Origin of the sequence: Herbaspirillum sp. GCM10030257 (assembly GCF_042666555.1) — a bacterium.
Classification (GTDB): Bacteria; Pseudomonadota; Gammaproteobacteria; order Burkholderiales; family Burkholderiaceae_D; genus Noviherbaspirillum.
Genome location: NZ_JBHTDH010000005.1, coordinates 1 through 12117, shown reverse-complemented (window position 1 = coordinate 12117; position 12117 = coordinate 1). Strand labels below are relative to the sequence as shown.

The 12117-nt window shown below is 58.6% G+C and carries 11 protein-coding genes; 5 read left to right on the top strand and 6 right to left on the bottom strand.

The features are described from left to right. Positions 1-107 precede the first annotated feature (107 nt). Both ACFQUU_RS09020 and ACFQUU_RS09015 read right to left on the bottom strand, forming a co-directional pair. Positions 108-578: an SRPBCC family protein gene (locus ACFQUU_RS09020; protein WP_382245800.1), complete on the bottom strand. Its 471-nt coding sequence runs from the start codon at positions 576-578 to the stop codon at positions 108-110. Between the two features lie 94 nt (positions 579-672). Beyond that, the gene (locus ACFQUU_RS09015) at positions 673-1884 is read right to left on the bottom strand and encodes an EAL domain-containing protein (protein WP_382245797.1); all 1212 of its coding nucleotides are present in this window, start codon (positions 1882-1884) and stop codon (positions 673-675) included. A 217-nt stretch (positions 1885-2101) separates the two neighbouring features. Here ACFQUU_RS09015 and ACFQUU_RS09010 point away from each other — a divergent pair, with 217 nt between their 5' ends. Genes ACFQUU_RS09010 through ACFQUU_RS09000 form a run of 3 tightly spaced genes read left to right on the top strand, consistent with a single transcriptional unit; the run spans position 2102 to position 4435 of the window. After that, the gene (locus ACFQUU_RS09010) at positions 2102-2539 is read left to right on the top strand and encodes a hypothetical protein (protein WP_382245794.1); all 438 of its coding nucleotides are present in this window, start codon (positions 2102-2104) and stop codon (positions 2537-2539) included. Between the two features lie 58 nt (positions 2540-2597). Continuing rightward, positions 2598-3584 (top strand): hypothetical protein, encoded by a 987-nt coding sequence (locus tag ACFQUU_RS09005; protein WP_382245791.1) that lies wholly within the window; start codon positions 2598-2600, stop codon positions 3582-3584. Beyond that, complete coding sequence (locus ACFQUU_RS09000; protein ID WP_382245788.1) at positions 3581-4435, top strand: amidohydrolase family protein; 855 nt, start codon at positions 3581-3583, stop codon at positions 4433-4435. The genes ACFQUU_RS09005 and ACFQUU_RS09000 overlap by 4 nt, the downstream gene beginning before the upstream one ends. Before the next feature lie 48 nt (positions 4436-4483). Here the strand turns inward: ACFQUU_RS09000 and ACFQUU_RS08995 are convergent, their stop codons facing one another. From ACFQUU_RS08995 to ACFQUU_RS08980, 4 genes are read right to left on the bottom strand one after another with little or no spacing between them, the layout of a single operon-like run. Next, on the bottom strand, positions 4484-5602 hold the full coding sequence (locus tag ACFQUU_RS08995; RefSeq protein ID WP_382245786.1) for an ABC transporter permease: 1119 nt from the start codon (positions 5600-5602) through the stop codon (positions 4484-4486). Beyond that, positions 5599-6525, bottom strand: a complete 927-nt coding sequence (locus ACFQUU_RS08990; RefSeq protein ID WP_382245783.1) for an ABC transporter ATP-binding protein — start codon at positions 6523-6525, stop codon at positions 5599-5601. Before ACFQUU_RS08990 ends, ACFQUU_RS08995 begins: the two co-directional genes overlap by 4 nt. After that, entirely contained in the window at positions 6522-7502 is a 981-nt protein-coding gene (locus ACFQUU_RS08985; protein WP_382245780.1) for an HlyD family secretion protein, read from the bottom strand. The genes ACFQUU_RS08990 and ACFQUU_RS08985 overlap by 4 nt, the downstream gene beginning before the upstream one ends. Then, entirely contained in the window at positions 7499-8143 is a 645-nt protein-coding gene (locus ACFQUU_RS08980; protein WP_382245777.1) for a TetR/AcrR family transcriptional regulator, read from the bottom strand. Before ACFQUU_RS08980 ends, ACFQUU_RS08985 begins: the two co-directional genes overlap by 4 nt. 183 nt (positions 8144-8326) lie before the next feature. Here ACFQUU_RS08980 and ACFQUU_RS08975 point away from each other — a divergent pair, with 183 nt between their 5' ends. Both ACFQUU_RS08975 and ACFQUU_RS08970 read left to right on the top strand, forming a co-directional pair. Continuing rightward, positions 8327-10384 carry a UvrD-helicase domain-containing protein gene (locus ACFQUU_RS08975; RefSeq protein WP_382246701.1) on the top strand — a complete coding sequence of 686 codons (2058 nt, stop codon included), beginning with the start codon at positions 8327-8329 and terminating at the stop codon, positions 10382-10384. 467 nt (positions 10385-10851) lie between these two features. Then, positions 10852-11862 carry a porin gene (locus ACFQUU_RS08970; RefSeq protein ID WP_382245774.1) on the top strand — a complete coding sequence of 337 codons (1011 nt, stop codon included), beginning with the start codon at positions 10852-10854 and terminating at the stop codon, positions 11860-11862. The last annotated feature ends 255 nt before the right edge of the window (positions 11863-12117 follow it).

The window sequence follows — 12117 nt, the reverse complement described above, 5'->3', positions numbered from 1 at the left end:
AAGCCGGGTAAAGCCCGGTAAAGCACCCTCCTTCATTTCGAAGCAGGGTGCTTTTTTTTATTTGTAGAGAGCCGGGATTGGCGGTGCAGGGTGGAGATGAAGGCCGATCAGCCTAGTCGACCTTCTTCCGCCATGTCGCGAATCGTGCGGATCGTGTCGATATCCGATTCGGTATACGCGGACTTGCGAAAGTCGTTGTAAAAAGCGTCTGCGGTGTCTTGCGCCTCACTGGCGCCGTCGTCGTAGTCGAAGCGCACGAACAGGATTTCCGGCTCCGGTTCTTCGATGGTCATCGTCAATGTCGACTCCGGGATGCCCTCCTGTTGTGGCACATGGTAGACGATCTGTTCTTGTGGCAGGAAGGTGACGCGGTCGCGTACGATCAACTCTCCATAGCGAAGTTCGCGCAGCATCGACAGCGCAGACTTTTCCAGAATCTCGCAGCCATCGAGATACGGGACAAAGGCTTTTGGCATTTCCGCACGCAACACCAGCCCACGCCAGAGTTGCTCGCGTGACAGGGCATCGATCAGGGGGTTAAGCGGGTCGTTGATTTCGACCAGATGTGAAAATTTCATGGTGCAGGAAACGATAGACAATCGCCCAGTGTAACGCTTCCTGCGCGTAGTGACACCAGATCGGAGGCGATTGGATCCTTGCCGGATTGCCGGCTCAAAAGAACTGCGACCATTCTTCCACCCAGCCCGGCACCGCATCGCGTTCCATCGGCTTGGCAATGTAATAGCCTTGTGCATAGGTACAGCCCAGGTCGCGCAGCAAATCCCAGTCTTCCCGTGTTTCAACGCCGACCGCAACTGAATTGCGGCGTAATTTCCGCGCCAGTTCCAGCGAAGAACTCAGCGCAATATGCATTTGCCCGTTTTGCGACGCGCCGGCAACAAAGGAGCGGTCGATCTTGAGGTCGAGGAAAGGAATGCGCAGCAATTGCTGCAGATTGGAATGCGCGGTGCCGTAGTCATCGACCGACAGTCCGAATCCTTTCATGCGCAGTCGGGCCAGATTTTCAAGGCAGATCGGCACATCGGTCATGGCCATCAGTTCGGTGATTTCAAACGTGATGTATTGCGGCGCGATGGCGTGACCGGCAATGTGTTGCAAAATCTTTTCGGCAAGTCCTGGTTCCGACAATGAGGTCACCGACAGATTGATCGACACCGACAGCATCAGCCCGCGATCATGCCAGGTGCGGCAGGCGGCGACCGAACGCTCGATCACGGACCAGGTCAGGTCTTCCATGTGGCCGCTGGCTTCCAGTACCGGAATGAAAAATGCGGGGTTCAGCACACCGTATTGCGGATGACGCCAGCGGGCAAAGGCTTCCACTGCTTTCACCTTGCCCGTCGCCAGCTCCACTTTCGGCTGGAAGAACGGTTCGAACTGATCCGCCTGCACGGCCCGCTGGATTTCTTCCAGGCTGAACGACGGCACTGCGGTTTTACCATCATTGCGCTGCATGGGCGGCCGATACTGACCGATCAGTCGCTGCAGTATCTCGGGGGTGGCCGGTTTTTCGAAAGTGCCCAGCAAATCGACGCCGTAAGCCTTGGACATGGTCTCAACGGAAAACAGCAATGCCGACCCAAGCGCGCTGGTCAGCACGATGGCCGTCTTGTAATCGCCGTTGGCCAGATGCCGGACCAGTTCAATGCCATCCATGCTTGGCATGTTGAGGTCAATGAAGCTGATGTCGACCGACTGCTTGCTGCGCAGAAGATCGAGCGCGACACGGCCGTTTTCGGCTTCGAGGATATGCTGCGCACCCAACTTGGCCAGCATCACCGCCAGCCAGCGACGCTGAAACTCGTCATCTTCGGCAATCAGGAAGCGCAGGTTCGCAATCGATACGGGGTTTTCAGAAATCATGGCGGCCCATCCTGCGGCGATGTGAACAGAAAATTTGCTATACGGAAATTATGCCGCAGCTTTGGCTGCCGCGGCCAGATTTCGTACAGTCGCCGTATGTTGATCGTATGTTGACTGTCTGTTGGTTACCGAGCAAATGATGTTCCCATAAACAGGGGATTGTTGCGGTGCGGCAGTTTCGTTATAAAGATGGTGCTTGTCAGGAAGGCACTTTTACATGAAAACACTTTACGATTTACTTGGCGTCAGCCGTCAGGCCAAGCTTATTGATATCGAACACGGTTATCGCCGTCATCTCAACCGTCACCTGCTCGGCAATGGCGGCCGCCCGTTACGCAAGCGTGACCAGATGCGCTTGCAAAGCATGCGTAACGCCTACCTTGTATTGTCTTCGCCATCACGCCGGCAAGGCTATGACCGTGCGCTCGCCGCCCAGGAGGAAAAGCGTAACCGGATGCTCGACATCGGCGGCGCCATTCTTGCGGTGGCCTCACTGGTCACGGGCCTGATCATGATTGTCGTCAGTTCACATTTTCCCGCGCTGGAAGAACTGACGGCCGCTTCAAACGCACCGGCATCTTCGTTACCGGCGCCATCGCAAACAGCGTCGACCCCAGCATCGCCAACAACCTCACTAATGACTGCATCCCGATGATGGATGCATAAGCGGCGTGCTTGCGTCACAATAGGCGTTCCGAGAAAGGAGCGCCATCATGCGTACCGTTTCCTCCCTTCTGCTGTTGCTGCCTGCGCTGGCATGGGCCGGCGGCTCCAATTACACCGTCTCCCCGGGCATCTCGACTCCATCGGGAAAAGTCACCGAATGGATGGTGCCCACGCCGAAGTTCGCACGCGACCCGGCGGCTGCGCCTGATGGCAAAATTTACATCGCCGTCATGCACGGCAACAAACTCGCGCGCTTCGATCCTGCCACACAAAAGTTTGACGAATGGGATTTGCCAAATGGAACACGCCCGCACGGGCTCGTGGTCGATGAACGCGGCACCGTCTGGATGACCGGTAATGGCAACGGCACTCTGCTCGAAATTCCTTTCCGCGATGGCCAGCCCGGCACCATGATCGCGCACAAGACACCCTCCGGCGGAAGTCCGCACACGATTATTTTTGATGGCAAGGATGCCTTGTGGTTTACCAACCAATCGGCCGACAAGGTCACCCGCTTCGAGCGCAGCGCCCGCAAGATGACCGAATTTTCATCGCGTGACGGCCCCTACGGCCTGGCGATGGACAAAGGCGGCAACGTCTGGTTTTGCCAGGCCAGCGGCCAGCGTGTCGGACGCATCGATGCGGCAACCGGCAAGGTGTCCGAAATCGATCTGGGCAGCGGCTCGCTGCCGCGCCGTATTGCGGTCGCCCCCGACAATACTTTGTGGGTGGTACGCTATGGCGACGGCAAACTCACCCACATCGATGCGGCCACCGCCAAGCTGATCAAGAGCTACGACATGCCGGCCGGCGCCCCGGGCAATCCCTATGCAGTCACGGTTGACGGGGCTGGCAAGGTCTGGGCGAACGAGATTGGCACTGACACGGTGACACTGTTCGATCCGGCCACTGAAAAATTCAGGGTATTTTCGCTTCCTACCAAAAATGAAGGAATACGCAAGATGATCGTCGATGCCAAGGGAAGGCTCTGGTACATGGGCAGTCACAGCGGCAAGCTGGGAGTCGTGGAATGAGCCGCATGGCGCGACTCGCGCTGCTGTACGGAATCCTCATTGGTGTCAGCGTTCAGGCCCCCGCGCAGGAACAGCTACCCTTATTCGACGCGCACATGCATTACAACGTCGAAGCGTGGGCTGTCATTCCGGCGCCGAAAGTGATTGCACTGTGGCGCAAAGTCGGCATACGCGGTGTGCTGGCTACCAGCCGTCCGAATGACGGCACGCTCGAACTGATGGCGCAACAGGCCCCGGATATCCAGATCGTGCCTTTCCTGCGTCCTTACCGCGTGCAACCGGACCGGCATGACTGGTTCAATAGTAAGGGTGTGGAAGCCTATGTCGAGAAAGAACTCAAACGTGGCATCTATCGTGGCATCGGTGAGTTTCACATTTTCGGCGCAGATGCCGACGCACCCTACATGGCAAGTATTGCGCGTCTTGCCCGGGACCGTGGACTGTGGCTGCATGCGCATTCGGATGAGGATGCGGTCGAACGCATTCTGCGCCACGCCCCTGGCGTCAAGCTGATCTGGGCGCACACCGGAATGAACACGTCGATGGACAAGGTTGAGCAAATGTTTGCGCAATACCCGAACATCGTCGGCGAACTGTCCTACCGTAGCGATCTCGAAGAAAACGGCACACTTAATCCGCGCTGGAAGCAGTTGATGCTCAAGTATCCGGACCGCTTCGTCGTCGGGACCGATACCTGGGTCACGCCACGCTGGTCGGAAGTCGAAAAGCTCGCCGCGTTTTACCGCCGCATGCTGTCGGCATTGCCGCGCGATGTCGCCGAGCGCATTGCGTACCGCAATGGAATGGCGATGTTCGGTTTGAAACACGCCGGAGATGTGCGATCCAAATGACGATGGCAAGGCGCCCCGGCTTTGATGTCGCAGGGTCATGTTGATTCGCTAGTCCAGCGTCTGCCGGTAACGCTTCAACGCCACCAGCCCAGCCGCCAGCATGAACAATGCAATTGGCCAGAGATGGGGGACGATGTCGGCCAGGCTATTGCCCTTCAACATAATGCCGCGCACGATACGCAGGAAATGCGTCAGCGGCAATACTTCACCGATCCATTGCGCCCAGACCGGCATGCCGCGGAACGGAAACATGAAACCCGACAGCAGCATCGATGGCAGGAAAAAGAAAAAGGTCAGCTGCATCGCTTGCAGCTGGTTTTTTGCCACGGTTGAAAACGTGAAACCGACCGCAAGATTGGCCGCAATGAATACCACCAGTGCCGCCGATAGCAGCAACATGCTTCCCATCACAGGCACATCGAACAGCAGCCTTGAGGCGAGCAGGATCACCGCCACTTGCACATAGCCGATAACGATATATGGCGCGATCTTGCCTGCCATGACTTCGATCGGCCTGACTGGTGTCGCCAGCAGGTTTTCCATGGTGCCGCGCTCACGTTCGCGCGTCATCGCCAGTGATGTCATCATCACCATGGTCATAGTCAGGATGACGCCAATCAGCCCCGGGACAATGTTGTAGCGCGAGATGCCTTCCGGATTGTAGCGGCGCTGCACGCGTATCTCGAACGGAGCCGATACAGTCGCAGTGGTCTGCTGAGGCAGGTCGCGTGCGGCGACCTGCCGACTGATCGCATTGAGTGCCGCGAGCGCATTGCCCGAGGCTGCGGGATCGGTGCCATCCGCCGCCAGCAATATCGCTGGTTGCTCACCGCGCAACACGCGACGTGAAAAATCAGGCGGCACCACCAGCAGGAATTGCACGCGGCCTGCATCGAGCGCCTGCTTGCCCTCGGCTTCGCTCCGTAGCCGCTCGGTCACGCGAAAATAGGCAGAATTTTCCAGGCTTGCCACCAGGCTCCGTGAAAATTCGCTGTGATCAGCTTCGACCAGCGCCATCGGCAGATGCTTGGGATCGGTATTGATCGCATAACCAAACAGGATCAGCTGCATCACCGGCACGCCGACCATCATCGCGAACGTTAACCGGTCGCGCCTGATCTGACGAAATTCCTTAATCAGGATGGCAAGAAATCGTGACCAGCTCATGATGAATAGTTATCGGCCGCGCCCTGCATCAGCGCGATGAAAACATCTTCCAGGCTGGTATCAATGCGCGTCATCCTGGTCTCCGGCGTATGCCATGCCGCCAGTGCGCTTTCCAGTTCGGCTTCCGAACGTGCGCTGACATGCAAGGCATTGCCGAATGAGGCGATATTGAGCCGTGGCTGTGCATGCAGCGTCGACGCAATCACCCCCACGCGTGGACCGCTGATCGACCACGTGACCAGTCCGGCAGCGTCGATCAACTGCTCCGCGGTGCCCTGCGCAAGCAGGCGGCCGTAAGCGATATAGGCGAGCCGGTGACACCGCTCCGCTTCATCCATGTAATGGGTTGACACCAGCACCGTCAAACCATTTTCGGTCAGTGCATGCAACTGATCCCAGAATTCCCGGCGGGCCTTGGGATCGACGCCCGCTGTCGGTTCGTCGAGCAGCAGCAATTGCGGGTCATGCAGCAGGCAGGCTGCCAGCGCCAGGCGCTGTTTCCAGCCGCCGGACAAGGCACCGGCGAGCTGGGTCCTGCGGCTGGCCAGCCCGAGCTGTTCCAGCGTGGCGCTTACCTTTGCGGCGGCGTTCGGCACTGCATAGACCCGTGCGATGAAGGCCAGGTTCTCTTCGATGGTCAGGTCTTCGTAGAGGCCGAACTTCTGCGTCATGTAACCGACTTCGCGCTTGATGCGCCGAGCTTGCTTGCGGATGTCGAAACCGAGGCAGGTACCGCTGCCTTCGTCCGGCGTCAGCAAGCCGCACAACATCCGTATCGTGGTGGTCTTGCCGCTGCCGTTGGGCCCGAGGAAGCCGTAAATCCGGCCGCGCTCGACGCGCATGTCGACGTGGTCGACCACGGTCCTGCTACCATAACGCTTGGTCAAACCGTGCACATCAATGATCGCAGCCGGTGTATTCATGGCTCCACCCGTGCGTTGGCGATGCGCACCTCGACAGGCTGGCCGGGATGCAGTAATGCCGCCTGCTCCGGTGCGGGTCGCGCTTCGATCATGAACACCAGGCTCGCCCGGTTTTCCTTGCTGTAGATCAGCGGCGCGGTGTACTCCGGCGTACTGGACACGTAACTGATGCTCGCCGGGATCGGCCCCTTGCAGCCGTCGCATTGCACGTCCAGCGCCTGTCCGATTTTCAGCGTGGCCAGCGCCGGCTCGGGTACGAAGAAGCGCAGCTTGATATTCTGCGGCGGCAGCAAGCTGATGACCGGGCTTCCCGCCTGCACGAATTCACCTTCCCGGAACAGCACATCATTGACGCTCGCCTTGACCGGGATGCGCTGGGTCTTCTGCTCGAGTTTCCATTCGGCTTGGGTCAGCTGTGCTTCGGCAGCCTTCAATTCCTGTTCGGCGGCAGCAATTTCATCGCTGCGAGCGCCGGTTCTGGCAATCCGCAGCTGCGACTGCAATTCATTGACGCGTGCCTGGTCGCGCTCGACCGCGGCCCGCGCCTCATCGGCGGCGGATGGCGCAATGAACTTGTCGGCCACCAGTTGCCCCTGGCGCGCGAAATTGGACGTCGACAAGCGCAGCGCCGAAGCGGCCTGGTTCAACTGTGCCAACACAGCCGCCACTTCGTCGGGACGTTTGCCTTTGCGCAGATCGGCCAGTTGCGCCCGCGCCCGCTCGGCGCGAAACGTCGCTTCTTCACGTGCGGCGCGCTCATTTTCCTGTTCTAGGACAAACGCCGGCGCACCGGCTTGCGCCGCATCGCCGCGCTGCACCTGCAGTTTGACCAGCGTACCGGCGATCGGCGCTGCAAGCCTGACATAGTCGGCTTCCGCGTAACCGGGAAAATAATCGGCCGGCTTGTCGCCGCAGGCCGCGAGAAATACACAGAGAAGCAGAGCAAGGCGGGCAGGGCATGCAAACATGGCAATCATGGTAGAGATCCTTCCCTGGACGTCGACAAGCCTCGCAGCGCGAGGTCGATTCGCTGGTCCACCGCTTCAGGCGACAGCATCTCGCGCTCAATCATCCCGCCCAGCACCGGGCCGAGCAAGTCATGCTCCAGTGCCGCCGTGCCAAGCAACACCGGTCCCATGACTGCGCCGGCGATGAAGCCGATCATTTGTGGCAGTGGCGCTGCAATCAGGTCGCCATCGCGTTGCGCCTCGCCGATCAGGCGTGCGACTACGGCAAGATGACGCGGCAGGTTTTGCTGCAGGAATTGCGCCGCCACCGCTTCGCCGGCAAGCGCATCGCCGCCTATGCGCAACAGCAACTGTCGATGCGTACGGCCAAAGCGGGCAATGACTTGCACCGCGTTGCGCAGGTTATGCAGAGCAGAAGCGTTTTCACGTGTGCGGATTTCCAGTTCGGCAAACATATCTTCATACACTTGACCGAGCAGCGTACGGATGAAATTCTCCTTGCTGCGAAAGTGATAATGAAACATGCCCAGGTGCACACCGGCATGCTCAGTCAGTTTGCGCGCCGACAAACCACGGCAGCCAGTGCGCGGCAGTAGCTCAAGTCCGGCTTGCAACAGCCGCTGGTCAATGTGCTGGGAAGGTCTGGCCATGAATTATTGTACGATCGACCAGTAACGATGCAATATCAGGCTAACAAGGTTTCAACAGCGAAATTCTTCCTCACCACGCTAACGAAACAGGCGTTGCGGCACTATCCGTCGCATTGCCGCAACGTCAACGGCGTCTCTTCGTCACGCTGCTACAATGGGCCGCTTTGCTTCTTCGGTTTCCGCATGTCACATCCTTCGTCTCCCGGTATGCATGGTATGAATCCCCCGCAGCGCGAAGCGGTGAAATACATGGACGGTCCCTGCCTCGTGCTGGCCGGCGCCGGCTCCGGTAAAACCCGCGTTATTACGCAAAAAATCGCCCACCTGATCGAGGATTGCGGCTACGAAGCGCGCAATATCGCGGCAGTGACCTTCACCAACAAGGCTGCGCTGGAAATGCAGGAGCGTATCGCCAAGCTGCTCAAAGAACCCAAGGAAGCCAAGCAGCTGACCGTGTGTACGTTCCATTCGCTCGGCGTGCAAATCCTGCGTCGCGAAGCCAAGGAGCTTGGTCTCAAGGATCGCTTTTCGATCATGGACAGCGATGATTGTTTTTCACTGGTGCAGGACCTCGCGGTCACCACTGACAAGCAACTGATCCGTCGCATCCAGACCACGATGTCGCTGTGGAAGAACGGCCTTGTCGATCCTGAAACCGCACTCCGGCAGGCCGTCACCGAAGACGAGGCGCAGGCTGCGCGCGTATATCGCAATTACGTGGCGACCTTGTCGTCCTATCAGGCAGTCGACTTCGATGACCTGATCCGCTTGCCGGTCGAACTGTTCCGTAGCAACGACGCGGTACGCGACCGCTGGCAGCGCAAGCTGCGCTATCTGCTGGTCGACGAATACCAGGACACCAACACCTGCCAGTACGAACTGGTGAAGCTGCTGGTCACCGGCGTTGGCAAAAAGCCGATGTTCACCGCAGTGGGCGATGACGACCAGGCAATCTACGCCTGGCGCGGCGCGACCATCGAAAACCTCAAGCAGCTGCAGGTCGATTTCCCCGATCTGAGAGTGATCAAGCTGGAACAGAACTACCGATCGAGCACGCGCATCCTGCAGGCGGCGAATGCGGTGATCTCCAACAACCCGAAATTGTTCGAGAAACAGTTGTGGTCGGAACACGGCCTCGGCGACCCGGTCAAGGTACTGGCAATGCAGGATGACGAACAGGAAGCCGAACAGGTTGCGATCATGATCTCCGCGCACAAGTTCGAACGCCGCGCCAAGTTTTCCGATTACGCGATTCTTTATCGCGGCAATCACCAGGCACGCGTGATCGAACAGGCACTGCGCAAGGAACGCATCCCCTACACCATCTCCGGCGGCCAAAGCTTCTTCGACCGTGCGGAGATCAAGGATATCGTCAGCTATCTGCGCCTGGTGGCCAACGGCGATGATGACCCCGCCTTCATCCGCGCGGTCACCACGCCCAAGCGCGGTGTTGGCCAGTCGACGCTCGAAGCACTCGGTGCCTTTGCCGGGCAATGGCAATGTTCGCTGTTCGAAGCCGTGTTCAAAGGCGGTATTGAATCCAAGCTGGCCGATCGCCAGTTGCATCCGCTGCGCGAGTTCTGCCACTTCATCAACGGGCTTGAGGCACGCGCTTCCAAGCGTGGCGAGAACGCCGCCGAACTGCTCGATGAAATGATGAAGGAGATTCATTACGAAGCGTATCTCTACGATACCTTCGACGACCGTCAGGCGCAGAGCAAATGGCAGAACGTGATCGACTTTACCAGCTGGCTGAAGGAAAAGGGCACCGGCGGCAAGGACGGCGCGGGTGAAGAAAAGAGCCTGCTCGAACTGACGCAGATGGTGGCGCTGATGACCATGCTCGAAGGTCGCGACGAAGAACCGGATGCAGTGCGCATGTCGACGCTGCATGCATCGAAGGGCCTGGAATTTCCGCATGTGTTCCTGGTCGGCGTCGAAGAGGGCATCCTGCCGCACAAGGGTGATCCCGACGCGCCGTTCGACACGTTGGCTGCACGCATCGAAGAAGAGCGGCGACTCATGTATGTCGGAATTACGCGTGCCCAGCGCAGCCTCCACATCACCTGGTGCAAGAAGCGCAAGCGCGCGCGTGAAAGCATTAACTGCGACGTCTCGCGCTTCATCAAGGAAATGAAGCTCGACGAAGGAACTGCGGTGCCGACGGAAGAGGAAGCGATCACGCCGCAAAGCCGATTGGCAAACCTGAAAGCTTTGCTGCAAAAGCCCAGGGTTGCCTGACGCATTGGATCGGTAGCACTGTCATGACTGCGTAATAAAGCGCTGGCAAGATGACACCGTCTCCTGATCCCCAAGGTTTGACTTCGCCTGCGTAGTGTTTGCCTGGTTTCCCCGGCATTCGATACGCAGGCGTTTTTTTATTCGGCGTTTCCTGTATCGACCAGCATTGTGGCCTCTTTGCCACGATGCCTTGCCCCTGCATCGCATGTCATCAACGTGTCATCTACCTTCGGCACAATCCCGGCTGATTGCTTCGCTTCGCATTGCCGATGTCGCACAGCAGCACCGACCGCCTCTGGCGGTACATCCCGATGATCTATCGATAATCATCGTCGACGCATGAGCATAGACGGAAACATTCGTTGGTCTCACACAGGTGCGGTGCTACAGTGCGGCCCGACTATGCAGGACAACCGTCGCGGTTGGACTGCGGGCATTCGCCCTTACATCATCAACCAGGGAATAAAATGAAAAAATCGCTCATCGCACTTGCCGTGCTCGGCACCGTAGCAGGCACCGCAATTGCCCAGACCAATGTCACTATTTACGGTATCGCCGATGCCGGTATCAGCCGTAGCAACAACGGCGTGACGAAGACCACATCGCTCGACAGCGGCATCCAGTCCGGCAGCCGTATCGGCTTCCGTGGCACCGAAGATCTCGGTGGCGGCCTGAATGCGATCTTCCTGCTCGAAAACGGTTTTAGCATCGATAACGGTACGCAGGGTCAGGGCGGACGCCTGTTCGGTCGCCAGGCATTTGTCGGTCTGCAGGGTGGCTTCGGCGCGCTCAAACTGGGTCGCCAGTACAACCCGATCCGCTCGGCCCTCGATACGCTCGATCCATTCAACCTCGGCCTCGCCGGCAACGCGTCGTTCGTATTCAACGTGTATGGTGACCGTGCCGACAACACTATTAACTACACCACGCCGACCTTTGGCGGTTTTACCGGTCAGCTTGCCTATAGCTTCGGTGAGGTTGCTGGCAGCAACTCGACCGGTAGCCAGCTCGGCGCTTCCGCCGGCTACGCGGCTGGCCCAATCAATGTCCTGGTAGCGCATCACAAGCAGAACCTCGCTACCGGCGCTGTGGATACCGGCGATGCCAAGACGACGCTGCTCGGCGGCACTTACAACTTCGGTGTTGCAAAGGCGCATCTTGCCTATGCCTGGAACAAGAACAACACTGCAGCCGGCGTCGCCACGGCCGACAGCAACGACCTTCTCGTCGGCCTGAGCGCACCAATTGGTGGTGCCGGTACCATCCTTGCTTCCTACATCCGCCGCAGCGACGACCTGGTCAACAACCGCGATACCAACCTGTGGGCACTTGGCTATACGCATAATCTGTCCAAGCGCACCAACCTGTACACATCGATCGGCAAGACCCGCAACGACGGTCTCGCGGCATTGAATGGTGCGGCAAGCGCAGGACGCGATCCGTCGGTCTTCAACGTCGGCGTCCGTCACAAGTTCTAAGCGGCGGCGGACAGGCGTCCGCCTCCCTCAGCTTCCTGTGCTGCTTGAACAAAGGCGTCCATGTGGCGCCTTACTTAGAGCGCCTATCAAAATGCCGCTTGCCGCGTTGTTCGGGGCCGCCGAGGCTCCTAGTGTGGCGTCCCGCAAGTAACTTTATATAAGTTGAGGTGTCTATTGGCTATGCTGCTGAAACAGGAGTATGGCCATGGAACGCGGACGTCCAAAGAAAGCGGAGGTCACACTATCGGAGCAGGA

What these genes read in the sequence shown, in the direction of transcription:
- ACFQUU_RS09020 (WP_382245800.1), bottom strand. Translation starts at nt 578, where the DNA reads ATGAAATTTTCACATCTGGTCGAAATCAACGACCCGCTTAACCCCCTG.
- ACFQUU_RS09015 (WP_382245797.1), bottom strand. Translation starts at nt 1,884, where the DNA reads ATGATTTCTGAAAACCCCGTATCGATTGCGAACCTGCGCTTCCTGATT.
- ACFQUU_RS09010 (WP_382245794.1), top strand. Translation starts at nt 2,102, where the DNA reads ATGAAAACACTTTACGATTTACTTGGCGTCAGCCGTCAGGCCAAGCTT.
- ACFQUU_RS09005 (WP_382245791.1), top strand. Translation starts at nt 2,598, where the DNA reads ATGCGTACCGTTTCCTCCCTTCTGCTGTTGCTGCCTGCGCTGGCATGG.
- ACFQUU_RS09000 (WP_382245788.1), top strand. Translation starts at nt 3,581, where the DNA reads ATGAGCCGCATGGCGCGACTCGCGCTGCTGTACGGAATCCTCATTGGT.
- ACFQUU_RS08995 (WP_382245786.1), bottom strand. Translation starts at nt 5,602, where the DNA reads ATGAGCTGGTCACGATTTCTTGCCATCCTGATTAAGGAATTTCGTCAG.
- ACFQUU_RS08990 (WP_382245783.1), bottom strand. Translation starts at nt 6,525, where the DNA reads ATGAATACACCGGCTGCGATCATTGATGTGCACGGTTTGACCAAGCGT.
- ACFQUU_RS08985 (WP_382245780.1), bottom strand. Translation starts at nt 7,502, where the DNA reads ATGATTGCCATGTTTGCATGCCCTGCCCGCCTTGCTCTGCTTCTCTGT.
- ACFQUU_RS08980 (WP_382245777.1), bottom strand. Translation starts at nt 8,143, where the DNA reads ATGGCCAGACCTTCCCAGCACATTGACCAGCGGCTGTTGCAAGCCGGA.
- ACFQUU_RS08975 (WP_382246701.1), top strand. Translation starts at nt 8,327, where the DNA reads ATGTCACATCCTTCGTCTCCCGGTATGCATGGTATGAATCCCCCGCAG.
- ACFQUU_RS08970 (WP_382245774.1), top strand. Translation starts at nt 10,852, where the DNA reads ATGAAAAAATCGCTCATCGCACTTGCCGTGCTCGGCACCGTAGCAGGC.